Below are 23,673 nucleotides of genomic sequence, written 5' to 3'. Positions count from 1 at the left end.
CCGGTTCGGGCGAATTCTGACACCGTCGATAAAGGCACTTAAAAGCGTCCTGGAGGTGGCATATAGAACAATTCCCTAATACTTTCGCTATACCGCCGCATCGTTCTGGCTTTTCATCGACTGACCCATTAGTCAGGATGTAGTCGTACATCACGCAGCGTTGCGAGAGGATGCCGGTGATCCGAACATTGCTCGCCGAGGATATGGAACTCGTCCGCGGGGCGATCGTGGCCCTCCTCGCCTACGAGGAGGACATCAAGGTCGTCGCGGAAGTGGACAGAGGTGACCTGATCCTCGAGGCCGCCCGGGCCACAAACCCCGACGTGGCCGTCATCGATCTGGTGATGCCGGGCTCCGACGGGCTGGAGGCCGCACACGAGCTCCACGAGGAACTGCCCGGCTGCGGAGTGCTGATCCTCACCGCGGTCGGCACACCCGCCATGTTGAAACGAGCCCTGGACGCACGAGTACGGGGCTTCCTGGCCAAGGACGCGCCACCCGCGCAACTGGCCGACGCCATCAGGAAGGTCGCGGCGGGCGGGAGCGTGGTGGACTCCTCGCTGGCCATCGCCGCCATGACCACGCCCAGGGCGCCGCTGACCTCACGGGAGCTGGACGTACTCAGCGCCGCGGCCGACGGCTCGTCGGTCTCGGAGATCGCGGGTTCGCTCTTCCTGGCCGAGGGCACCGTACGCAACTACCTCAGCCGCACGCGCTCGAAGCTGAGCGCGCGCAGCAGCATCGACGCCATCCGCATCGCACGGGAGTCGGGCTGGATCTGAGGGCTGGATCCCAGAGGTGGATCCTGGAGCTGGATCGGAGGATGAACCTGAAGGCGCAACCTGAGGGCCGGATCTGGGGGGCTGCATCAGGGGGCTGGATCCGGGCCCGTCAGGAAGGCGGAAGGGGCAGGCCCGTGTGCTCGGCGAGGAAGGCCAGCGCGTCCGCGGCCAGGACCACCGATCGGCTCACCGCCCGCGCGCCGTGGCCGACGTCGCTCTCGTGGCGCAGCACGATCGGCCGTTCCCCGATGTCCGCCCACTGCATGGCCGCGCACATCTTGCGCGCGTGCAGGGGGTCGACCCGGGTGTCGGCGCCGAACACCGTGAACAGGGTGGCCGGGTAGGCCGTTCCCTCCGCGACCCGGTGGTAGGGCGAGTAGGCCAGCATCCAGGCCAGTTCCTCCGGCACGTCGGCGGTGCCGTACTCCTGCGACCAGGACGCCCCCAGGCCGGAGCGCTCGTAGCGGGCCATGTCGAGGATCGGCGCCGAGCAGACCGCCGCCGCGAACAGGTCCGGGCGCTGGGTGAGCATCGCGCCGATGAGCAGGCCGCCGTTGGACTCGCCCCAGATGCCGAGCCGGTCCGGCGTGGTCCAGCCGTCCGCGACGAGTTTCTCCGCCGCGGCGATGAAGTCGTCGAAGACGTTCTGCTTGTTCTCGCGCATGCCCGCGCGATGCCACGCCTCCCCCTCCTCGCAGCCGCCGCGCAGCCCCGCCACGGCGAGCACGCCGCCGGCCTCGATCCAGGCGACGGAGTCCGCCGCGTAGCCGGGCATGAGGGATCTGCCGAAACCGCCGTATCCGGTCATGATGCACGGCCGGGGACGCCCGTCGCCGGGCTTGGCGATCACGGTCATCCGCACGTCGGTGCCGTCGCGCGAGGTGAAGGTGATCTGCCTGCTCTGCACGCCGGACACGGGGAGGCTGGCCTCCCACACGCTGAGCGCGCCGTCGCGGGCGTCGTAGCGCCACACGCCCGCCGGGGTGACGGCGTCGGTGTAGAAGAACCACGCCTCGTGCCCGCCCTCGGGCCGCGTCGTCAGCGGGCCGATCGTCCCGGCTCCCGGCAGCTTCACCGGTACGGCGGGCCGCCCGGTGTCCAGGTCGTGCACGGTCAGCTCGGAGACCGCGTGCCGGACCCGCGAGACCAGCAGCCGGTTGCCGTCCAGGATCGTGAAGGCGGCCAGCACCGACTCCGGGTCCTCCGGCACCAGTTCCTTCCACGCATCCGGCGTGGCCGGATCGGCGGTGCACAGGCGCCTGCGCGGGGCGTCGAGGTCGGTCAGCACGTACAGGCGGCCGTCACGGCCGACCGCCGCGGCGCTCCTGGCCAGTCCGCCGGGCTGTATCTGACGGCGCTCGCCGGTGGTCAGGTCGTCGAGCCACAGCTCGTTCGGGGTGCCGGGTCCGGGCGCTGAGGCCACGATGAGCCAGCGCCCGTCGGCGCTCAGGCTCACGGCGTAGGAGGCGAGCCCGGTGAGGACCTCCTCGTCGGTGTCGTTGCCGAGATGGTGCAGGTAGACGCCCGCGCGGGAGCGCACGTAGTAGAACGCCCGGCCACCGGGCAGCCACGCGACCGGGGAGTAACGGCAGTCGGAGAGGGGGCCGTCCACGTCCTCGCCGGTGCGGACGTCCATGACGCGCAGCTCCGCCCGCTCCTCGCCGCGCCGGGACAGCTGATAGGCCACCAGGCGCCCTTCGGGGTCGGGCTGCCATTCGTCGAGCGTGGTCAGGCCGGTCGGGTCCAGGCGCATCGGGTCGAGAAGGACCTCGTCGTCGCGGTAGAGCACGGGGTGCTCCTCCCCTGCCGCCCGGCGCAGCACGAAGCAGTGCTCGCCGCGCCAGACGGGCGGGTTCACGCTGCCGGTACGGCTGAGCTCGGTGAGCCGGGCCAGCATCCGGTCACGCCACGGGAGGGTGGCGGCGTGGTCGCGCCAGAGGGTCTCCTGTTCGGCGAGCCAGGCGGTGGTGGCCGGGTCCGCGGCGTCCTCGAGCCAGCGGTAGGGGTCGGGGACCTGGTGGCCGTGGAGGTCGTCGACGAGCGGCAGCCGGTGTGCGTCCGGATATTTCATGAAAGCTGAGCCTCCTCGGGCTCCCAGTGGCCGACCAGGTCGGCGTAGAGCGGTGCCGTGGCGATCAGTTCGTCATGGGTGCCGGTCGCGGCCCGGGCCCCGTCGAGCAGCAGAATGCGTCCCGCCCGCCGCGCCGACGTCAGCCGGTGGGCCACGACGACGAGCGTGCCGCCCCGCCGGACGAACGCCTGCTCCACCCGCGCCTCCGCGGCCGGGTCGAGATGGCAGGTGGCCTCGTCCAGGATGACCAGCCGGGCAGGCGCGAGGTAGGCCCTGACCAGGGCGATGAGCTGCCGCTCCCCCGCCGACAACGCCCCGGGGTCCAGGTCCGCCGCCAGGCCGCCGAGCCGGTCGACCAGCTCACCGGCGCCCAGGTCCTCGGCCGCGGCCAGGATGTCGCCGCCGGGGGCGTCGGACAGGTACGCCAGGTTCTCGCCCACGGTGCCGCGGAAGACGTACGCCTCCTGAGGGATGAGCACCCGGGCGGCGGGGTCGGCCAGATGGGCGGGGACACCGCCCACGCGCACCTCGCCGGTGTCCGGGCGGAGCATGCCGGCGGCCAGCGCGGCCAGCGTGGACTTGCCCGTGCCGCTCGGGCCCACCACGGCCAGGTGCTCGCCCTCCTCGATGACCAGGTCCAAGGCGTCGACGACCGGTTCGGCCCGCGTGCCGTACGCGAACCCGGCGCCCGCGAAGACGACGTCCGGCGCCGACGGGACGGACCCGCGCTCCGGCGCGGCAGGGGACGGGGTCGTGTGCAGGATGCGGCCGAGGGAGGCGAGCAGGCGTACGCCGCTGACGCCGACCCCCTCGACCAGGCCGCCCAGGGCGGGGGCCAGCGACTGCGTGACGTAGGCCAGGGCACCGATGATCACGCCGGCGCCCAGCGTGCCGCCCGCCACCCACGGGCTGCCGACCAGGATCAGGGCGACCGGGGCCCAGGCGCCGACGCCGAGGGTGGCGCTGCGCAGGGCGGTCATGCCGGCCAGGCGGCGGGCGGCCCGCGCCTGCTCGGCGACGCGTTCGCCGGTCATCGTGGCGATCCGGTCCTCGGCGCCGCAGGCGGTGATGTCGCGCAGGCCGCCGGTGACGGTGGTGAGGGTCTGGGCAGTGGCCTCGTCGGCCTCGAGGTAGGCACGCTGGCGCCGGTACAACGCGGGCAGGGAGGCGGTGAACAACACCACCCCGAGCGCGAACGGCGGCACCACCAGCACGGCCAGCGCCGGATGCAGGGTGAGCAGCCCGAGCACCGCACCCGCCGCGGTGAACGCGAACCCGCGCACCACGGTGACGACCGCGGCGAAGGCGTCCCTGGCCAGCTCGACCTGCAGGTTGACCCGGGCCACGGCCACGCTGGCCACCTCGGGCGCGCCCGCGACCCCCGCTTCTCCGCCACGGAGCGCGCCGCGTACGGCCAGCGTCAGCAACTCGTCGCGGAACGGCTCGGCCACGGCGGCCACGGCCAGGACCACCTGCCGGGCGGCGACGGCCGCCACCAGCCAGACCAGCCCGAGCGCGGCCAGCCAGAGCAGTCCCGTGTCCACCCGCCCGGCGGCGAACCCGTCGTCGATGGCCCGCGCGATCGCGTGCCCGATCAGGAAGGCGGGCGCCACCTCGACCAGCGACCAGGCCATGATCCTGGCCAGCGCACGCGGCCGCGACCGCAGCGCCGCCCACACCACCTTGCCCGCGCCCAAAGGACCGCTGCTCAGGGGACCCCTGGTGGTGGGTCCGCCGGTCGTGGGTCCGCCGGGGGTGGGTCCGCCGGTCGTGGGTCCGCCGGGGGTGGGTCCGCCGGTCGTGGGTCCGCCGCTCATGGGGCCGCCTCTGGTACGGCCCGCGGTTCGGGTACCGCGTCCTCGACGGTCATGGTCTGAAAGACGGCCCGGTAGGCGGGATCCTGCCACAGGACCCCGTGGGGCGCGTGGCCCCGCACGCGCCCGCCGTCCAGCCAGATCACCCGATCGGCGCGCGCGGCGGTGGCGGCGCGGTGGGTGACGACCAACCGGGTGCGCCCGCCGAGCTCTCCGGTGAGCGCCTCGCCCACCTGCCGCTCGGTCAGGGTGTCGAGCCCGGAGGTGGCGTCGTCCAGCACGAGGAAGCGCCCGCCTTGGGCGAAGGCGCGGGCCAGGCCAACCCGCTGCCGCTCGCCCCCCGACATGGGCGCGGCCTCCAGCGCCGTACGGAACCCGTCGGGCAACCGCCGCAGGAACCCGTCGGCGCGAGCCGCCCGTGCCGCCCCCTCCACCAAGCTCATGTCTTCGCGCAGCCCGAGGCCGACCGCGTCCCCGACCGTCCGCCCGAGCAGCACCGGCCGCTCGAAGGCATAGGCGACCGCCTGCCGCAACACCCCCGGCGACAGGTCACGCAAGCTCACCCCGTCCAGGCGGATCGCCCCTTGGTCGGGATCGGCCAGCCGCCCGGCCAGCGCCGCCAGCACGGACTTGCCCGTCCCCGACCGCCCGACCACGGCCGTGACCGACCCGCCGGGCAACACCAGATCTCCCACGTCCAGCCCACCGGCACGCACTCCGCGGAACTCGACGGTCCCGCTCCCCGGCGGCAACTCCCGAGTGCCGGACTCGAGCGCGGGCTCGGCCAGCACCTCGGCGACTCGGTGGGCCGCGGACCTGGCCCTGGCCAGCCGGGCCACGAATCCCAGGCCACCGCTCAACGCCGCGCCGAGCACGGCATAGCGTGCGGCCGCGTACAGTTCGCCGACGGTCAGCTGCCGGGAGGCCAGGAGCAGCCCGCCCACCGCCAGTACCGCCACTTCCAGCACCGGGACCATGAGCCCGGCCCGGACTCCGGCGCCGGCGGTCGCCCGCCACAGGGCCAGCCCGTGCCGGCGCAGTCGCGGCAGCGGATCCAGCACCCGCTCCACCTCGCGCTCGGCGGTCCCGGCGGCCGCGATCGTGCGCGCACCGGCCAGGGCGTCGACCAGCCTGGTGGCGATCTCCCCCTGCGTCTCCTGGTAACCGGCGGCGATCTCCCCGCTGGTCCGCATGAACGCCCGCAACACCAGCATGATGACGACCAGCCCGGCGGCGAGGGCCAGCGTGAGCCGGGGGTCGATGAGCGTGAGCGCCACGAGGCCGCCGAGGGTCGGCACCAGCAGCGAGACGACGCTGACGAACGCGTCAGGGGCGCCGCCCAGTTCCTCGGCGTTCAGCCCGGCGCGGGTGACCAGGTCGCCTTGCCCGAAGCGGCGGGTCATGCCCGGCCCCACCCCGAGCACACTGCGCATGAGCGCCAGCCGTCCCCTGGCCGCCACGGCGGCGCCGCTCATGCCGCGGGTCCAGACGGCCAGGCTCTCGCAGGCCATGATCGCCGCCACCGCGCCGATGGCGGCGGCCAGCCAGGTCGCGCGATCCTGACCGTCGATGGTCCGCCCGATCAGGTACGGCAGAGCCAGCTGGGCCCCGGCTCCGGCCGTCGCGGTGAACGCCAGCAGCGCGGGCCACGGCCCGCTGCGCCGTACCACGTCCACCACCAGCCGATCACCGGGCCGCACGGTTCTCCCCTTTTTCTTCCTGCCGGACATATGTGGTGCCGGGACGTCGTTCGCAGACGCCCCGGCACCCTTTCACTTCATCAGTGGCACAGCAGAACACTGAGGTTGCTCGGCTTGTGGGATTCACAGCCCAGGATGGTGAGCGAGCTGCCGCCGGTGGGGGCCTCGCTGCTCGCGGGAGCCTCCATACCCTGAAGGTCGAGGAGAGTCATGTGGTCTACACCTCCTTCCCATGCTCGTCGCGGGTTGGTGACTCCAGGAAGGGGAGGTGGGCCCGCGGCTCCGGCACCGCCGTTGCCAGAGCAAGCAGGACACCTGCACTTCCTGTAGCCAGATCCATGGACAGCCGCAGCAGCTGGTCACCGGGGAAGGCCAGGCCCCCGCCGTACGGCAGGGCGTGCCAGCGCAGGTCGCGCACGCCCTTTCCGAAGGCGGCGAGGATGCCGGCGCGGCCGGTGAACAGGCCCGACTGCACGAAGAAGCCGGATCGCGCGACCAGCCGCAGCTTGTCGAGCTCGGGGGCGAGCTCGGAGGCGGGCCGGTGGCGCAGGTAACGTTCGAGGACCATCGCGATCCCGGCGGAGCCCTCGTCCAGGTAGGGCAGCAACCGCCAGCCCTGGTTGACCTGGAGGGATCCGTCGTCGGCGGTGAGGCAGCGTCGCAGGTCCAGGCGGAGGGCGGTCTCGGCCAGGTCGAGCATGCCGGAGTCGCCGGTGCGTTCGTAGGCGTGGACGAACAGCAGGGCCGGTCCGCTGAAGCCGTGCATGAGCCCCGCGCGCGGGTTGGTGCCGCCGCTGATCTCGGGCAGCACCACGTCGAGGCGGCCGGCGCACAGCTCCACGGCCGTGCTGGCCGATTCGGTCAGGCCCAGGTGGAAGAGGTTGAGCCCGATTCCGGCCAGGCCGGAGAAGAGTGAGACCCCGAGTCCTTCCCACTTCTCGCGCAGGACGATGTCGGCCACGTCGAGGGCGTCCTGGCGGTGGCCGAGGAGGTCGAGCACGTGGGCGATGCCGTGCAGGCCGTCGTAGAGGCCGAGGCCGGAGTTGGCCACGGGCTCGGTGGCCCGCCGGCGCAGCCAGTCCTCGTGCACGGGCTCGCATCCGGCCTGGTGGAGGGCGTAGAGCACGCCGGCGGCGCCGTAGGCGAGGCTGAGGCCGCCGCCGGGCTTGAACTGGGCGGGGTCGCCGGGGAAGAGCCGGTCGTCGCGCTCGGGGGTGGCGCTGGCGGTGATGGCCTTGGCGATGGCGTCGCGCACCACGGGCCAGGATTCCTGGCCGGGCATCGGGGGCGCGTTCCAGCTCGCGTCACCGGCGATGGTCTCGATCGCCGGGCCCAGGTCGGCGCCGAAGGTCTCCCGGACGATGGCGCCCAGATGGCGCACCTTGCCGTGGTTCATCGGCTGCATGATCGTGCACTGTGGCGCGAACAGGGCCATGCGCAGGCAGGCCAGCGCGTACTCGTCCACCTGGACGCCGCTCCGGTCCTGCGGCGCGACGAAGGCGGGGTGGGCCAGGGCGGCGCGGGCGCCGTCCTCGGCGAGCGTGGCCACCTCGTAGTCGATGAGCACGACCCGGCCGCTCTCGGTGAGCAGGACGTTGTCGGGATGCAGGTCGCCGAAGACCACGCCACGCCCGTGCAGCGCGTGCACCGCCCGCTCGACGCTGTCGAGGGTCTCCAGCGCCCAGCTCGCGTACTCCTCGAGGTCGGCCCGGGTCGACGTGGCCTTGGTCAGCGGATACCGGCGCACCAGCCGCCGCTGCAGCGTGGTCCCGTCGACGAACTCCTGCACGAGGAAGTGGTGCTCGCCCAGCTCGAAGTACTCGATGAGCGCGGGTGCCGCGTCCAGCCCGGCGAGCCTGGTCAGGATGTCCCGTTCGTGCCCGAGCCGCGCGACGGCGTCCCGGCCCGCCGCGTCCAGCCCCGCGTACGGCCTGGCCTCCTTGAGGACGACCCGCGCTCCGGTCCGCAGGTCCTCGCCCAGGTAGACGCCGCCGCCGTTGGAGAAGTGCAGGACACTTTCGATCCGGTACGGCAGGCCGTCCAGCTTGACCGCGTTGCGGGCGTCGAGGTGCGGCTGGAGGAAGTCGGGCAGCGTGGTCCACGCCGGCACCGAGAAGACCGCGTTCCGCACGTCGGGCACGAGTGCGCCCGTCCCGTCCTCGACGGCCAGCACCCGCTCGCCGGACTCCGACAGCGTGTGCCGCTCGGCGAAGCCGCCGTAGCGCACGAACAGCGGGCCCTCGCCGTACCGGAGGTCGCTCAGGATGTAGGGGCCCTTGACCTCGCGCAGCAGCTCGTTGAGCTCCTTCAGCACCAGTTCGAGCTGGGCCTCGTCCCGTGGGTAGATCGTGACGAGCTTGCCGCTGGAAGCGCGCGAGGCGGCCTTGGATCCGAGCATCACCAGCACCGGCAGCCCGCGCAGGAACTTGAAGGCCACGCCGCGGGGCACGCAGTAGTCCCAGACCGCGGCCAGGGCGCGCTCGGCGTCGTCCACCCGGGCGGAGATGTGGATCTTCCATCCTTGGAGCGGCAGGGGCTCTCCGCCTACCGGCGTGTAATACATCCACGTGTCGGTCGCGTGGTGGGCCCATCCTTCGGGCACCGGGCGGCGGGCGACGGAAAAGAGAGCGTCCGGCGACTTCCGCTCATCCAGGACGTCATAAAAGTCCGGATGCGCCAGACAATACATCTCGTACTGCTCCATCAAGCCCGCCTCCCCGCTGGGATCACTCCTAGAGAATGCGAGGTTGTGAGGGCTTTCGTCTAGTTACACGAATCATCACCAAGAAGGAGGAGCACACAGGGGTTTAGTGATGATTTAACAATCGGTTGATTAAACTTCCCCCGAATAATTTGGTTTTTCTGGAATATAGGCCGACATGCGGAATCGGCCATGGTGCATGACCCTGGCCTCGAACCAGCCGCCGTACTCCACCACCCGCTCCCGGAGATTGCGCAGCCCCAGGCCAGGAGGCTTGCGCGCCTTCCTGACGCCGTCGTTGAGTATCGACAGCAGCACCATGCCGCCCTCTTCGAGCACCTGGATCGAGCACTCACGCGCGGTAGCGTGCCGCAGAATATTGGTGATTCCCTCGCGCAGAACATGCGTGAGCACTTGTACGGCCGGCTGCGGGAGCGCTCCAACGACGACGTCGAGCCGGCACGCCACCCCGCCCGACTCCAGCACCGAACAGGCCGACTCCAGCTCGGTCTCCAGCGAGTAGCGCTGTCCCAAATGGGCCACCGAGCGCACGTCCTCGGTCACTCCGCGCACCAGGTCCAGGGCCTCGTCCAGTTCCTCACGCCCCTGGCCGCCGCCCTTCTCGAGCTGCCGCTGGGCCAGCTCGATGCGCAGGATCAGCAGCGTCAGCCGGTGGCCGACCAGGTCGTGCAGGTCACGCGTGAGCCGGTGGCGCTCCTGCTCCACCGCGCGGCAGACCTGGTCGGTGAGGACGGCGCGCAGCGAGTGCGCCCGCACGGTCAGGCTGATCACCGCGTACTCGGCGAACCCCAGCGCCGGCGCGGCCATCAGCCAGGGGTCGCTCACGAGCAGCACCATCAGCGGCCCGCAGCACAACGCCGTCAGCACCAGGCCCCAGGACCGCAGCCGCTCGGCCACCACCAGCAGCGACCCGGTCAGCAGGATGGCGACCGGCGTCCACCCCGCCCAGAACCCCATGGGCGCCAGCGTCAGCGCGACCTGCCCGAGCAGCGGCACCCACGGCGGGCGGCGGGTACGCAGCACCGAGAGCACGGTCCAGGCGTGCAGTCCCGCCACCGCGACGAGACAGCCGAGCCGGACGGCCAGCGCGCCCGGGCCCGAGGACTGCGCGCTCAGCACACCGTGGACGACCAGCCCCACGACCCCCGGAGCCAACACGAACGCGCAGAGCAGCAACGGGGATAAGGCGGCGATCCCTAACGAGCGCAGCCTGGACGGAGGCTCCATGAAAACCCTTCACGTGCAGCCGGGACGTGGCTGTACCTGCCGAGGCTAAGTCTTCCTCGAATCAGCTTCTTCTAACGGAACAACCTTCCAGCTCGCCCCGGCCGCAAGCGGACTAGAGCATCGCCTTCATCGAGTCGCCGGCCGTCAGCACGTAGGGCTGCTCCGCCATGATCGCCTCCCAGTTGCCGGCGATGGCCTCGGGCGTGAATTCGTCGGACTTCCAGCCGGGCCCCTCGGCCACGAACACCCGCGCCACCCGGCCGCCGCCCACGCTGAAGACCTCGCCCGACGCCTCGCACGACTCGTGCACGAGGTAGGCGACCAGCGCGCTGACCCGCTCCGGCGTGAACCTGGACTGGAACTCGGCCGGCAGCAGCGCCTCGGTCATGCGGGTCCAGGCGATCGGCGCGATGGCGTTGGCCTTGATGCCGTTGCGCGCGCCCTCGATGCCGAGCGTCTTGGTCAGGCCGACCAGGCCCATCTTGGCGGTGGAGTAGTTGGCCTGGCCGAAGTTGCCGAACAGCCCGGCCGGCGAGGAGGTGTTGACGATCCGCCCGTAGCCGGCCTCCTTCATGTACGGGTAGGCCGCCTTGCTGACCAGATAGGAGCCGCGCACGTGGACGGCCAGCACGCCGTCGAACTCCTCCACCGACATCTTGCCGAACGACCTGTCGCGCAGGATGCCGGCGTTGTTGATGACGACGTCCACCCGGCCGAAGTCGTCGACCGCGGCCCGCACGATCGCCTCCGCGCCCTCGGGGGTGGCCACGTTGTCGGTGTTGGCGACGGCCTGGCCGCCGTTCTTCCTGATGAGCTCGACCACCTCGGCGGCCGGGCCGGCCGAGGCTCCGGTGCCGTCCAGCGCGCCGCCCAGGTCGTTGACCACGACCTTGGCGCCCCGTTCGGCCAGCAGCAGCGCGTGTGATCTGCCCAGGCCGTGTCCGGCCCCCGTGACGATCGCGACCCTGTCATCGAACCGAAGCATCGAACCTCCACCTCGTCGAAAGAGAACAACATTCTAGTACGCACCCCCTCTCCTGATTCCAGACCACCGCTCACCGTTCCAAGAGCCCCGTTCGCCGAGCAAGGCCGCCTGATCGTCGCAGATAGTGATCAGGTTGTTCATTTTCTGCTAGAGTTCTTGGCCTTCCGCTCGTCCTCCAATCGGTGATGGAGGCCCCTCATGCCCGCAATCCGCGTGGTCCAATGGGCCACCGGCGCTGTCGGCCGCTATGCGCTGCGCAGCGTGCTCAACCGGCCCGAGCTGGAGCTCGCGGGCGTGCTCGTCTACGACCCCGACAAAACCGGCAAGGACGCCGGAGAACTCGTCGCCCTCCCCCACACGGGCGTCATCTGCACCGACGACGTCGAGCGCATCCTGGCCACCGAGGCCGACTGCGTCCTGCACATGCCGCTGCCCGCCTCCTACTTCGGCATCGACCACTCCGCCGACCTGGAGGCCATCTGCGCGCTGCTCGCCTCGGGCAAGAACGTCATCACCACCACCGGCTTCGTCTACCCCAAGTCGTACGGCCCCGGCGTCGTCGAACGCATCGAGCAGGCGTGCGCGGAAGGCGGCTCCTCGCTCCACGGCACCGGCGTCAACCCCGGCTTCATGAGCGACTTCCTGCCGCTGGCGCTCAGCGGACTGTCCTCGCGGGTCGACCACATCTACGTACGCGAGTCGTCCGACTTCCGCGGCCACCCCTCCCGGCAGATCGTCGTGGACCTGATCGGCTTCACCCGCTCGGCCAAGGACTACACCGCCTCGGTCCGGCCGTACCGCAACTTCCAGCGCGCGTTATTCGCCGAGAGCGCCCAGCTCGTGGCCGACGCGCTGGGCGTGGAGCTCGACGAGGTGGCGGAGAGCGACGAGTTCGAGCTGGCCACCGAGGAGTTCGAGATCGCCGCCGGGGTGGTGCGCCCCGGCACCGTCTGCGCCTCGCGCTGGGTCTTCAGCGGCCTGGTGCGCGGGCGGCCGTTCATGACCATCGAGGTCGTCTACAAAGCCGACGCCGCCCAGGCGCCGCGCTGGCCGGATCCCGGCTTCTCCATCCACATCGAGGGGGTGCCGCAGATGACGGTGGTGGTGGAAGAGGTCTCCCACGGCCTGGCCGCCGCAGCCGCGCACGCCGTCAACTCCATCCCCGCGGTGGTCTCCGCCGAACCCGGCATCCGCACCCTCCTCGACCTTCCCCTCCCCACCGCCAGAGGTCTGGTACGGCTGGCCTGACCACCCGGCCCAGCCCGCCGCCCTGACCCGGATTCCCCGCCTCAGCTCGCCGGGTTGCCTCCGCCCTGGCCAGCCGGGATACCCGGTTCTGGTGGGCCTGTCGGGGTGAGGGGTTTGGGGGTGGAGTGTGCTGAGGGGCCGGTCGCCAGCCTTCGTCCGGCCCCTCAGCCCGCCCGGCTCTCGGGCGGAGTTCTCCGGATCACCTCCCTAAGGTTTCCCCCCATCGGGCAGGGCACCGATCCGACGTGCCACCCCAGCACGTCGCCGGGCCCGTGCCCCGGACAGCTCCTCACCTCTCCGGCTGCCTCACCTCCTCCCCAGGTCGGCTTCCCTTCCCGGAAGGCCCTCCGCCGGTACGCCCCCTCGGGTGACGCCCGCGGCCGGGCCGTATGTCAGTGCGGGAGAAAGCGGCCATACCTCCCGCGGTGGTAGAGCAGCGGCCGTTTGACCCCGGTCGCGCACTCCACCACCAGCCCGACCACCAGCGTGTGGTCCCCGATGTCCACGGTGGTGTGCGGGCGGCAGACCAGATGGGCGGCCACGTCGTCCAGCAGCGGCGTGTCGTGCGGGCCCTCGTGCCAGCGGGTCGGCCCGGCGAAGCGGTCGATGCCCCTGCGGGCGAAGCGGGTGGCCAGATCGTGCTGGTCCCCGCCCAGCACGTTGACCGCGAAGTGGTCGGCCAGCCGCAACCAGGGCCAGGTGGTGGAGGAACGGTCGACGTAGAAGGAGACGAGCGGCGGGTCGAGGCTGACCGAGGAGAACGAGGTCGCGGTCAGCCCGACGGGCACGCCCTCGGGCCGGGCGGTCACGATCACGACGCCGGCCGCGTGCTGGGCCAGCGCGGAGCGGAACCCGTCGGCGTCCACTCCGTACTCGTAGGCGTGGGCCGTCATCTGAGCGCCCCTTCTCTGGTGACGATCTGCGGGCTGACCAGGTCGGCCCAGCGGGCGATGGCGTCGGCGCCGGGCAGTTCGGACTCCAGCAGCGCGAGCCCGGGCGTGGGCACGCGGGCGCCCAGTTCAACCAGGAGCGGGCGGAAATGGGTTTCGACGGCCAGCGCGTGCCGCGGGTCGCCCATGACGAGCACGGGCAGCGCGATCCGGCCGGCCAGCGCGTTCGGCGGGAAGCGGTCCACGAAGGACTTGAGCAGGCCGGTGTAGGTGGCCTTGTAGGTCGGGCTGGCGAAGACCGTGATGGAGGCTTCGGCCACGAGCTCCAGCGCGACCTCCAGGGCCGCGTGCTGCCCGGGGTCGAGCAGGACCGGGGCCAGCGCGGACAGATCCACGACCGCCGGCCCGGATGCGTCGAACGGCTCCCCTCCCACCCGTTCGGCGATCGCGTTGGTGGCCGCCACGGCGGCGCCGTACGTCCTCGAGCCGGCGCGCGGGTTGCCGACCACGGTCACGATGCTCATGAGACTCCCGCCAGGGACAGGCCGTAGCGCTCGCGCAGCGTGCGCCCGTCGTATTCGGTGCGGAACAGCCCGCGCACCTGCAGTTCGGGCACGACCAGGTCGACGAAGTCGGCCAGGCCGCCCGGGAGGTGCGGGGGCATGATGTTGAAGCCGTCGGCGGCGCCGTTCTGGTACCACTCCTGCAGTTCGTCGGCGATCTGCTCGGGGGTGCCGGCGAGGACGCGGTGGCCGCGGCCGCCCGCCAGCCGGGCGATGAGGCCGCGCAGGGTGAGCCCCTCGCGTTCGGCCAGGTCGCGCACGAGCTTGACCCGGCTCTGCTGGCCGTCGGGGTTGGGCGGCAGCGCGGGCAGCGGGCCGTCGAGCGGGTAGCCGGTCAGGTCGGCGCCGAGGATGTGGGAAAGCTGGCGCAGGCCGTACGCGGGGATGATGAGGTCCTCCAGCTCCTTCTCGAGCTGCAGGGCCTCGCGCTCGGTGGAGCCGATGATGGGCGAGATGCCGGGGAGGATCTTGAGGTCGTACGGCGAGCGGCCGTAGGCGGGAAGACGGCGCTTGAGGTCGGCGTAGAACTCCTGGGCGTCCTCGAGCGTCTGCTGGGCGGTGAAGACCGCTTCGGCGAACCTGGCGGCGAACTCCTTGCCGTCCTCGGAGGATCCGGCCTGCACGAGCAGCGGTCGCCCCTGGGGTGAGCGCTGGATGTTCAGCGGGCCTTCGACCTTGAAGTGCTGTCCATCATGATTAATCGGCTCAATACTCGATTTATCGGCATAAATCCCGTTCACCCGGTCGTTGACCACCGCCCCTTCACCCCAGCTCTCCCACAGGGCGTTGACCACCTCCAGGAACTCCTCCGCCCGGTGATAGCGCACGCTGTGGGCCGGCCGCTCCAGGCCGAAGTTCCTGGCCTCCGACTCGCCCGCGGAGGTCACGATGTTCCACCCGGCCCGGCCGCCGCTGATGTGATCCAGCGAGGCGAACTTCCTGGCCACGTGGAACGGCTCGTTGTAGGTCGTGGAAACGGTGGCAATGAGTCCGATGTGCTCGGTCACGGTGGCCAACGCCGACAGCAAGGTCAGCGGCTCCAGCGCGCCGAGGGCGTTGTGGGTGACCTCGCCGCGCAGGGCCAGCCCGTCGGCCAGGAAGAGCGAGTCGAGCTTGCCGCGCTCGGCGATCCTGGCCAGTTCCTCGTAGTGGCGGATGTCGGTGATGCGGCCGGAGTCCGTCAGCGGGTGCCGCCAGGCGGCCTCGTGGTGGCCGACTCCCATCAAGAAGGCGTTCAGGTGCATGCTCAAGGTGTCCTCCGGGTGGTGCTCGTGGCGGTGCCGTACTCCTCTTCCGCCCCGAGCGCGGCGGGGACGTGTGCCCAGCCGTCGTCGTCGAGGGATGAGGTGGCCAGGCCGGGCGCGCCCGGCGAGGGCCTAGGCAAGGGAGACCGCCCGTTCGCGTTCGCCCAGGGACACGATCCGGCCGGGCGAGGAGGTCATGATGGCCACCCTGCTGCCCAGGTAGGCGGCCTCGTCGAGGGAGCGGGTGGCGAAGACGACGGTCAGGCCGGTCCGTTCCCAGATGGACAGCATCTCCTCGCGCAGCGCCTGCCGGGTGCGGGAGTCGAGCGTGGCGAACGGCTCGTCGAGGACCAGGACGCCGGGGTCGAAGGCGAGGCTTCTGGCGATGGCGATCCGCTGGCGGGCGCCGCCGGACAGCTCGTGCGGGTAGCGCTCGCCGGCCGAGCCCATGCCGACGAGGTCGAGGTAGTGGCGGGCCAGCTCAGCCCGCTCGCGGGGGCGCAGTTCCCTGGGTTCCAGGCCGAACTCCACGTTGGCCAGCGCGGTGCGCCAGGGGAAGAGGGCGTGCTGCTGGAAGACGACGCCCGGGGCGAGGCCGGGGCCGCGCACCGGCGATCCGTCGATGAGGACCTCGCCGGCGTCCGGCACGAGCAGGCCGGTGATCAGGTCGAGCAGGGTGGATTTGCCGCATCCGCCGGGGCCGGTGATGGTCAGGAAGTCGCCCTGCCGTACCTCGAGCGAGATGTCCGACAGGACGGTGAGAGAGCCGAAGTGTTTGGTGACGTGGTTGATCTGGATCTTCATCGAGCGCCCTCCCGAGGCGATCGAGGGTCAGGGAGCGAAAGATCGTGATCACTGACACTGGGCGCTGACGACGCGGCAGAAGTCGACATGCGCGCGCCGGGTCAATACCTGGCTCATGTGCTCGACGCTACGCGGGCGATCGCGCTTAGTCAACATTCCCTACTGGGTTTACATGAAATCACGTGCGCCCCACAGGTCCACCTCGCCGGCGACCCGGCGCACCCGCCCCCGCGCCTCCAGCCACACCAGGTGCGCCAGCGTCTCGTTGTTGGCCGCGCGCCGCATGAACGCCGGGATCGTCTCCCACGGCCGCGACCAGGTCAGCCGGGTGGCCACGGCCCAGCAGGAGATCCCCGAGGCGGCGCCCGCGACCACCGTCTCGATCTCGGCCAGCCGCTCCTCGTGATGGGCCAGCACGTGATCGACCCGCTCGGCCAGCTCCAGGAAGCGGTACTCGTGGGCCGGCAGCACCTCGTCCACGTCCCATTTGCGCACGGCGGCCAGCGAGTCGAGGTAGTCGGCCAGCGGGTTCGGGCTCGACTGCGGGTGCACCGCCACGATCGGCGTGATCCTGGCCAGCACGTGGTCCCCGGAGAAGAGGACTCGCCGCGACGGCGAGACGAAGCACAGGTGACCGGGCGAGTGACCCGGCGTCCAGATGGCGCGAAGGTCCCAGCCGGACAGGTCCAGGCTCTCGCCGTCGGCCACCAGGCGGTCGGGCCTGGCCATGGAGACCATGTGGCGGATCATCATCGAGGCCCCGGCCAGCTCCTCCAGCGTCGCGTCGGGCACGCCGGAGCGCACCAGGAGCCGCCGCTCCTTCTCCACCAGCAGGTCGATGGCGCCGTCGTCGTAGCGGTCGTGCAGAAGGGCGGCGTCCGCCGGGTGCAGGGCGATCCAGGCGCCGCTGTCCTCGCGGACGCGGCCGGCCAGGCCGTAGTGGTCGGGATGGATGTGGGTGACCAGCACGCCCTTGACGTCGGCGATCGTGTACCCGGCCACGGCCAGGCCGGCGGCCAGCGCCTGGTACGCCTCGTCGGTGTTCCAGCCGGCGTCGATGATCGCCACGCCGCCGGGCAGCTCCAGCGCGTAGACCAGCACGTATCGCAGGGGGTTGACCGGAATCGGCACCGGGATGGACCACAGGCCGGGCCGTACCCGCTCGACCTGGGGCATCGCCGTCCTGCTCTGCCAGGCCGCGTGTTGTTCCTCGCTGGCGGGCGTCACCGCAAATGTTGCCATGCGCCCCATTGTTACAGAATCAAATTCTAGTCCCGCATGGCCGATCCGTGCAATCCGCATGTGCCGTTTGCACGCTTATGCCCGGACCGTGGAAGCATGCCTACAATCTCGCCCGTGCACGCACGCCTGCGCCGAGCCCGGATCGTCACCCTGGCGACGCTGAGCACCACGGTGCTGTCCAGCCTCCTCCTGCCGGGCATCGGGCTGTTCCGCGAGCCGGACCCCGTCCGCGCCGCGCTGGGCGGCCTCGGCATCGCGCTGTTCGCGCTCGCCCAGGCCAGCGTGCTCTACGCGGCCGTCACCCCTGCCGTCTCCCCCGCCGTCCACCGCAAACTGACCTGGGCGTACGGCACCGCCGCCGCGGCCTCCGTCCCCCTCGTCGGCCCGCTGGCCGGACCCGGCTGGGAGTCGTGGGCCTGGATCGGCGCCGCCGTCCTGGCCACCTCCCCCGTCCTCGGCCGCCGCCCGGTCGCCGCCGCCGCCATCGCCGCCACCGTCGCCGCCGCGGCGGCCCTCGCCTGGTGGCACGGCGACCTCGGCTACCTGACCATCACCATCGCCGTCGGCCTGTGCATCATCGCCATGAACGGCCTGCACCTGTGGCTGTGGACCCTGCTCGTCGAAGCCGACGAGGGCCGCCAGGCCCAGGCCAGGCTGGCCGCCGCCGAGGAACGCCTGCGCTTCGCCCGCGACGTGCACGACCTGCTCGGCCACGACCTGTCCGTCATCGCGCTCAAGGCCGAACTGGCCGAACGCGACCCGGCCCGCGCCGCCGCGGAAGCCGCCGACCTGCGCCGCCTGGCCGCCGCCGCGCTGACCGACCTGCGGCGGGCCGTCCACGGATACCGGGAGGTGGACCTGCGCGCCCAGATCACCGCGATCGAGCAGGTGCTGCGCTCCTCCGGGATCCGCTGCACCGCCACGCTGCCCGGCACCGACCTCCCGCAGGACGCCGCCGCCCAGCTCGCCCCCGTGGTGCGCGAGGCGGGCACCAACGTGCTGCGCCACAGCCGGGCCACCTGGTGCACGATCGAGGTGACCCAGGACGGCATCACGATCGCCAACGACGGCGCGGGCCAGTCCAGCGCCGACCCCCACTCGACCGGCCTGCGCGGCCTGGCCGACCGGCTCGCCGAATCCGGCGGGACCCTCCGCACCCGCCTCGACGGCGGCGTCTTCACTCTGGAAGCGACCCTCAGGTGATCAAGATCCTGCTGGCGGACGACGAGGAGCTCATCCGCACCGCCCTGGCCGCGCTGCTCGGCCTGGAAGACGACCTGGAGGTCGTCGCCCAGGCGCCCGACGGCCGCGCCGCCGTCCAGGCCGCGCTCTCCCACCGCCCGGACGTGGCCGTCGTCGACCTGGAGATGCCCGCCCTGGGCGGGCTGGAGGTCAGCGCCGAGCTGGCCACCGTACTGCCGTCCTGCAAGGTGATCATCCTGACCGGGTACGGCAGGCCCGCCCTGCTCAAGCGCGCCCTGGAGGCGGGGGCCAGCGGCTTCCTGCCCAAGGGCGCGCCCGGCGGCGCCCTGGCCGACGTGATCAGGAGGGTCCACGGCGGCGCCCGCTACGTCGACCCCGAACTGGCCGCCGACGCCCTGACCGCGCCCGAGTGCCCGTTGACCCCGCGCGAACTGGACGTCCTGCGGCTGGCCGAACTGGACACGCCGGTCGCCGTCATCGCCCGCCGTACACACCTGTCGAACGGCACCGTCCGCAACTACCTAGCCGCCGCCGTCACCAAGCTCGGCACCGCCACCCGCGCCGAGGCGTACCAGCTCGCCAAGCGCCACGGCTGGCTCTAGCGGCCGGCCTCCAGCGTTCGGCCTCCAGCGTTCGGCGTTCAGCGTTCGGCGTCTAGCGTTCGGCGTCTAGCGTTCGGCGTCTAGCGTTCGGCGTCTAGCGTTCGGCGTCTAGCGTTCGGCGTCTAGCGTTCGGCGTCTAGCGTTCGGCGGGAACCCTCACCGGCAGCCTGACCAGCAGCAGCGCCGAGGCCAGTACCACCGCCGCCACCAGCCACCAGGCCGCCGAGACGCCCAGCGCCATGGCCAGCGGCGCCAGCGTCAGATTGGCCAGCGCCGCGCCTCCGGACCCGGCCAGCGAGGAGGCCGAGGCCATCGTGGCCCGCTCGGCCGAGGTCACCCGGTGGTGGCCGAGCTCCGCCCGTAACACCCCGTGCGCGCCCAGCCCGGCGAAGAACACCAGGTACGGCAGGCCCGCCAGCACCACGCCCCGGACTCCGCCACCGGCCACCGCCGCGGCCAGCGCCAGCCCGGCCAGCGCGCCTCCCGCGACGAGCAGCCCCGCCGCGGTCCCGCGCACCGACCCGCCCAGCCGCCGCGCCAGCGCCGGGGCCAGCCCGCTGCCCAGCGCGCCGCCGGCGAACCCGACGGCCGACACGACGGCGTAAGCCGTGGCGCCCAGTTCCGCCGAGCCGGTCACCCCGGCCAGGTGCCCGGGGACGAGAAGTTCGACACAGGTCAACGCCACGCCGATCACCGCCGCGACCAGCACCAGCCGGCGCAGCACGCCGTCGCGCGCCGCCAGCCGTACCCCGGCGGCCACGGTGACCGGCACCCCGCCCAGCACCTCCCTCAGGGAGACCCGGGCTCTGGGCGGCTCCGGCATCGCCACCAGCACGACCACCAGCCACACCAGCGCCGCCACCGCCCCGAGCAACGCGGGTACGGCCAGCGGCACCAGCCAGCCGGGCAGCGGGGTGCCCAGGCCCAGCGGGGCCGGCCAGCCGGGCGGCGCCGTACCCGGGCCCGGCACCCCGAACGCGACCGGAGCGAAGCCGCCCGCCAGCACGCCCACGCCCAGCGCGACGTCCTCCATGACGTGGCCGCGCGACAACCCGGGCCGCAGGTCGGCGTCGTCCCCTTCGGCGGCGTGCAGGGTGTCCACGAACCAGGCTTCCGCCGGACCGCTGGACAGCGCCCGGGAAACCCCCAGCACGGTCGCGGCCGCCACGAACGCCCAGAAGGACGTGGCCACCATGAGCAGGGCCAGCGCGAGGGCGGTGCACCCGGCGGCCACCGCGAGCACCACCCGCCGCCCCGCGACGTCGGCCAGCCCGCCCGTGGGCAGTTCCAGGGCGGCGATGACCAGGGAGTACACGGTCATGACCACGCCCACCTGGACCAGCGTCAGCCCTCTGTCCAGCATGAGCAGCACCAGCGGCGCGATCATGAGCCCGGCGGGCAGCCAGGTGAGGAAGCTGACCAGTGCGTACCGCCGCCGGGCCGACGCCCCGCTCACGCCGCCACCCTGACCGGCATGCGCACGAACAGCAGGCTCGCCGCCAGCACGAGCACGGCGACCAGCCCCCAGGCGGCCGAGACGCCCGCGCCGGCCGCCAGCAGGCCGAGGGCCAGGTTGGACAGCGCGCCTCCTGCCTGCAGAGACAGGGAACTGATCGAAGTCACGGTGGTGCGCTCGGCGGCGGTGACGGCCTCGTGCGTCATCGTCGTGGTGAACAGGCCGGCGGCGCTGATCCCGGCGAACATCAGCACGTAGGCGGCGCCGGCGGTGACCATGCCCGGCGCTCCGGTCAGCCCTGCGGTGGCCGCGAGGACGCCCAGGGAGAGCGCCGCCGCGGCGACGCCGAGGATCGCGCCCCGCGTGTTGCCGCCCGCCGCCCTGGCCAGGCCGGGCGCGAGGGCGTAGCCCGCCGAGCTGCCCAGGAAACCGGCGGCGGCCACGAGGGCGTAGGCGGTCGTGCCGAGCTCCGCCGTACCGGCGAGTGCGGCCAGGCGGCCGGGGGTGAGCAGCTCGACGGCGGTGAGCGCCACGCCGTTGGCCACCGCGTAGAGCATGAGGCGGCGCAGCACCGGACCGCCCGTCGCGAGCCGCACGCCGGAGACCACGGTCTGCGGCACCTCGCGCAGCACGGCCGCCAGGGAGGAGCGGCGGGCGTGCGGCCGCTCGGGCAGGGCCGGGGAGCGGGGTGCGTGCGGCCGCTCGGGCAGGGCCGGGGAGCGGCGGGCGTGCGGCGGCTCGGGGAGGGCGAGCACGACCACCACGAGCAGCACCGCCGCGGCCAGCGAGGCGAGCAGGGCCGGCGCGGCGAGCGGGAAGATCAGCGACGGCGGCACGACCAGCGGCACGAACCCGCCGGTGAGTATGCCGGCGCACAACGCGACCGAGCCGAGGGCGCTCCCCCTCGCCAGGCCGGGTCTGAGGTCGGCGGCCGGGCCCTCCAGGGCGTGGAGGGTGTCGACGTACCACGCCTCGGCGGGGCCGCTGGACAGCGCGCGGGCCACGCCCTTGAGCACGGCGGCGGCCGCGAACGCCCACAGCGTGGTGGCGAAGGCGAGCGTCGCCATGGCGACCACGCTGACGGCGGCGGAGGCGGCCAGCACCAGGCGGCGGCCGATCACGTCCGACAGCCCGCCCGTGGGCAGTTCCAGCGAGACCGTGACCACGGAGAAGACCGTCACGGTCACCCCGACCTCCGGCAGGCTCAGCCCGCGCTCGGTCATCAGCAGGACCATCGGGCCCATCATCAGGCCGGGCGGCAGCCAGGTGAGGAAGCTGACGAGCGCGTAGCGGCGGCGCGCGGACAAGGGCGTCACGGGGACTCCTTCTTGCGCGGGTAGCCGGCCAAGAAGACCGTGGTCAGCTCGTTGTCCCGGTGGCCGGCGTACCGTTCCTCCAGCTCGCGCACGAGCGCCTCGGCGCGTTCGTGGAACTCCTTGATCCCGGCCGGCGGCAGAGTGGCCAGCAGATCGGACATGCCGGCGGCGTCCGCCCACTCCTCGGACCATTCGCCCTGCTCGAAGCCCTCGACCGCGCGGCCGACCGCCTCCACCTGGCGCATCCTGATGATCTGCAGGGCTTCGCGGCCCTCGGGCGTGGCGCCCATCTGGACGTTGTCCCAGCTGGTGTACAGGTGGCGGCTGCGCCAGCGGCGTTCTCTGCCGTCCTCTGAGGGGTCCTCCTCGATGAAGCCGTATTTGGCCAGTTCGCGCAGGTGGTAGCTGGTGGAGCCGGAGCTCTCGCCGACCTTGCGGGCGAGCTGGCTCGCCGTCGCCGGGCCTTCCGCACGCAGCATGCCGAGCATCCGCACCCGCAGCGGGTGCGCGACCACCTTGAGCACCTGGGGATCGGTGATCCGGTACGCCTCTTCCATGCCTTCACGGTAAACCGCAAAGGCATTTTTGCAAAGTGTTTTTTGCGATCTAGGAAGCGGCCACGACGGCGAACACCACGATGAGGAGGACGAAGAGCAGCATGGCCACCAGGATCCCGAGGAGGACGAGCTGGACGACCATCCCGTTCCACTTCTGGGGCGCCGGCCCGAGCGCGCCGGAGAAGAACACGGCCAGCGGCGCCCGGTACTCCAGGTCCAGCCGCCCCGGCGCCATCCGCAGCGGCCCCTCCACCACGCCGAAGGGGAAGAGGTAGGGCACGTGGATGCGCAGGTGGTATTGGCCGGGCGCCAGCGGGATCTCGTTGCGCCCCCATCTCACCGGCACAGCGTGGCCGTTAAGCAGCAGGACCGGCGTGAACAGCGCCAGCATGAAGGCCGACCAGTGGTATTTCATGTCGATGACGAGCATGGCCATAAGCTGCCAGACATGATGGACGACATCCAGGTGGACGAAGCGGTCTTCGCGCTCCGTCCCGACTTCGCGGTTCTGGTCATGACGGCCCACGGCATGAAGAACGGGCCGACGGACGACCGGGCGCGCGGCTGGCTGGCCGACGCCTCGGCGCAAGCCGTACCAACCGAGAAGATCGACGCCTGGAAGGACGCCTACCGCGCGTTCGGCGCCAAGCCGCAGCGCACGCGCCCGAGCGTCGACGCGCTGACCCGAAGGTTGCCGCTGCCGGAGATCAACCAGGTCGTCGACGCCTACAACTCCGTCAGCGTCCGGCACGCGCTGCCGATCGGCGGCGAGGACCTCGACACGTACGCGGGCCCGCCCCGGCTGGTCAGGGCCACGGGCGAGGAGTCCTCTGAGGAGGCGCTGGGCACGCCGGAGCCCGGCGAGGTCATCTGGCGCGACGACATCGGCGTCACCTGCCGGCGATGGAACTGGCGCCAGGTGGTGCGCACGCGGCTGACCGAGGAGACGGTCAACGGGCTGTTCCTGCTGGAGCGGCTGGAGCCGATGACGCTGGAGGAGCTCAAGGTGGCCGGTGAGGAGCTCGCGGATCTGCTGACCGAGCTCTCCCCCGGGGTCCGGATCGCCTCCAGGCTCATCTCAGCCGGGAACTAAACCTCCTGTCAGCCTGTTGATACCAAACAGTAATATTGGTTGCATCACCTGGATTGACGAGGGGGGCGTGACCTCTTTGGAGTCTCCTGAGAGGATCGGGCGAGGCGCGGTGGCCTCCCCGGCGCGCTCTGCTGGTCTGGGCGAGTAGCCTTGG

General features: G+C 72.0%; 22 protein-coding genes. 5 read left to right on the top strand and 17 right to left on the bottom strand.

Features of this window, described 5'->3' with window-relative positions; genetic code table 11:
- The first annotated feature begins 176 nt into the window (after positions 1-176).
- Positions 177-782, top strand: coding sequence for a response regulator transcription factor (locus tag FVE25_RS31260; RefSeq protein WP_157250712.1), 606 nt, complete (start codon positions 177-179; stop codon positions 780-782).
- 109 nt (positions 783-891) lie between these two features.
- Here the strand turns inward: FVE25_RS31260 and FVE25_RS31255 are convergent, their stop codons facing one another.
- From FVE25_RS31255 to FVE25_RS31225, 7 genes are all read right to left on the bottom strand, one after another.
- Positions 892-2,853, bottom strand: coding sequence for a prolyl oligopeptidase family serine peptidase (locus FVE25_RS31255; RefSeq protein ID WP_157250711.1), 1,962 nt, complete (start codon positions 2,851-2,853; stop codon positions 892-894).
- Entirely contained in the window at positions 2,850-4,670 is a 1,821-nt protein-coding gene (locus FVE25_RS31250) for an ATP-binding cassette domain-containing protein (protein WP_157250710.1), read from the bottom strand. Before FVE25_RS31250 ends, FVE25_RS31255 begins: the two co-directional genes overlap by 4 nt.
- Positions 4,667-6,367, bottom strand: coding sequence for an ABC transporter transmembrane domain-containing protein (locus FVE25_RS31245; protein WP_157250709.1), 1,701 nt, complete (start codon positions 6,365-6,367; stop codon positions 4,667-4,669). Before FVE25_RS31245 ends, FVE25_RS31250 begins: the two co-directional genes overlap by 4 nt.
- An 80-nt stretch (positions 6,368-6,447) precedes the next feature.
- On the bottom strand, positions 6,448-6,579 hold the full coding sequence (locus FVE25_RS31240) for a SapB/AmfS family lanthipeptide (protein WP_157250708.1): 132 nt from the start codon (positions 6,577-6,579) through the stop codon (positions 6,448-6,450).
- 5 nt (positions 6,580-6,584) lie between these two features.
- Positions 6,585-9,071, bottom strand: coding sequence for a class III lanthionine synthetase LanKC (lanKC, locus tag FVE25_RS31235; RefSeq protein ID WP_157250977.1), 2,487 nt, complete (start codon positions 9,069-9,071; stop codon positions 6,585-6,587).
- Positions 9,072-9,200: 129 nt separating this feature from the next.
- Positions 9,201-10,316 carry a sensor histidine kinase gene (locus FVE25_RS56475; protein WP_157250707.1) on the bottom strand — a complete coding sequence of 372 codons (1,116 nt, stop codon included), beginning with the start codon at positions 10,314-10,316 and terminating at the stop codon, positions 9,201-9,203.
- 112 nt (positions 10,317-10,428) lie between these two features.
- A complete protein-coding gene (locus tag FVE25_RS31225; RefSeq protein ID WP_157250706.1) occupies positions 10,429-11,301 on the bottom strand; it encodes an SDR family oxidoreductase in 873 nt (290 codons plus the stop codon).
- Positions 11,302-11,499: 198 nt separating this feature from the next.
- On the opposite strand from FVE25_RS31225, the gene FVE25_RS31220 reads away from it, so the two are divergent.
- Positions 11,500-12,549 carry an NAD(P)H-dependent amine dehydrogenase family protein gene (locus FVE25_RS31220; protein WP_157250705.1) on the top strand — a complete coding sequence of 350 codons (1,050 nt, stop codon included), beginning with the start codon at positions 11,500-11,502 and terminating at the stop codon, positions 12,547-12,549.
- Positions 12,550-12,941: 392 nt separating this feature from the next.
- Here the strand turns inward: FVE25_RS31220 and FVE25_RS31215 are convergent, their stop codons facing one another.
- The 6 genes from FVE25_RS31215 to FVE25_RS31190 form a co-directional block, all read right to left on the bottom strand.
- Positions 12,942-13,442, bottom strand: a complete 501-nt coding sequence (locus tag FVE25_RS31215) for a flavin reductase family protein (RefSeq protein ID WP_157250704.1) — start codon at positions 13,440-13,442, stop codon at positions 12,942-12,944.
- Positions 13,439-13,963: an NADPH-dependent FMN reductase gene (locus FVE25_RS31210; protein WP_157250703.1), complete on the bottom strand. Its 525-nt coding sequence runs from the start codon at positions 13,961-13,963 to the stop codon at positions 13,439-13,441. Before FVE25_RS31210 ends, FVE25_RS31215 begins: the two co-directional genes overlap by 4 nt.
- Entirely contained in the window at positions 13,960-15,246 is a 1,287-nt protein-coding gene (locus FVE25_RS31205) for an LLM class flavin-dependent oxidoreductase (protein ID WP_157250976.1), read from the bottom strand. Before FVE25_RS31205 ends, FVE25_RS31210 begins: the two co-directional genes overlap by 4 nt.
- A 2-nt stretch (positions 15,247-15,248) precedes the next feature.
- Positions 15,249-15,386 carry a hypothetical protein gene (locus FVE25_RS31200; RefSeq protein ID WP_157250702.1) on the bottom strand — a complete coding sequence of 46 codons (138 nt, stop codon included), beginning with the start codon at positions 15,384-15,386 and terminating at the stop codon, positions 15,249-15,251.
- Complete coding sequence (locus FVE25_RS31195; RefSeq protein WP_157250701.1) at positions 15,379-16,050, bottom strand: ABC transporter ATP-binding protein; 672 nt, start codon at positions 16,048-16,050, stop codon at positions 15,379-15,381. Before FVE25_RS31195 ends, FVE25_RS31200 begins: the two co-directional genes overlap by 8 nt.
- A gap of 168 nt (positions 16,051-16,218) precedes the next feature.
- Positions 16,219-17,292 carry an MBL fold metallo-hydrolase gene (locus tag FVE25_RS31190; protein ID WP_157250700.1) on the bottom strand — a complete coding sequence of 358 codons (1,074 nt, stop codon included), beginning with the start codon at positions 17,290-17,292 and terminating at the stop codon, positions 16,219-16,221.
- A gap of 114 nt (positions 17,293-17,406) precedes the next feature.
- On the opposite strand from FVE25_RS31190, the gene FVE25_RS31185 reads away from it, so the two are divergent.
- Positions 17,407-18,495, top strand: coding sequence for a sensor histidine kinase (locus FVE25_RS31185; RefSeq protein ID WP_219825717.1), 1,089 nt, complete (start codon positions 17,407-17,409; stop codon positions 18,493-18,495).
- On the top strand, positions 18,492-19,097 hold the full coding sequence (locus FVE25_RS31180) for a response regulator transcription factor (RefSeq protein ID WP_157250698.1): 606 nt from the start codon (positions 18,492-18,494) through the stop codon (positions 19,095-19,097). Before FVE25_RS31185 ends, FVE25_RS31180 begins: the two co-directional genes overlap by 4 nt.
- A 136-nt stretch (positions 19,098-19,233) precedes the next feature.
- On the opposite strand, the gene FVE25_RS31175 is transcribed toward FVE25_RS31180, so the two are convergent.
- The 4 genes from FVE25_RS31175 to FVE25_RS31160 are packed head-to-tail and all read right to left on the bottom strand — an operon-like array spanning position 19,234 to position 22,856.
- Positions 19,234-20,553, bottom strand: a complete 1,320-nt coding sequence (locus FVE25_RS31175) for an MFS transporter (RefSeq protein ID WP_157250697.1) — start codon at positions 20,551-20,553, stop codon at positions 19,234-19,236.
- Positions 20,550-21,869: an MFS transporter gene (locus tag FVE25_RS31170; protein ID WP_157250696.1), complete on the bottom strand. Its 1,320-nt coding sequence runs from the start codon at positions 21,867-21,869 to the stop codon at positions 20,550-20,552. Before FVE25_RS31170 ends, FVE25_RS31175 begins: the two co-directional genes overlap by 4 nt.
- The gene (locus tag FVE25_RS31165; RefSeq protein WP_157250695.1) at positions 21,866-22,426 is read right to left on the bottom strand and encodes a helix-turn-helix domain-containing protein; all 561 of its coding nucleotides are present in this window, start codon (positions 22,424-22,426) and stop codon (positions 21,866-21,868) included. The genes FVE25_RS31170 and FVE25_RS31165 overlap by 4 nt, the downstream gene beginning before the upstream one ends.
- 49 nt (positions 22,427-22,475) lie before the next feature.
- Positions 22,476-22,856, bottom strand: coding sequence for a hypothetical protein (locus FVE25_RS31160; protein ID WP_157250694.1), 381 nt, complete (start codon positions 22,854-22,856; stop codon positions 22,476-22,478).
- 18 nt (positions 22,857-22,874) lie between these two features.
- Here FVE25_RS31160 and FVE25_RS31155 point away from each other — a divergent pair, with 18 nt between their 5' ends.
- The gene (locus tag FVE25_RS31155) at positions 22,875-23,519 is read left to right on the top strand and encodes a B3/B4 domain-containing protein (RefSeq protein WP_157250693.1); all 645 of its coding nucleotides are present in this window, start codon (positions 22,875-22,877) and stop codon (positions 23,517-23,519) included.
- Positions 23,520-23,673: the final 154 nt, after the last annotated feature.

It is taken from the genome of Nonomuraea typhae, assembly GCF_009760925.1.
GTDB lineage: Bacteria > Actinomycetota > Actinomycetes > Streptosporangiales > Streptosporangiaceae > Nonomuraea > Nonomuraea typhae.
The sequence above is the reverse complement of the archived record's forward strand: the minus strand, read 5'-3'. Positions and strand labels throughout refer to the sequence as shown.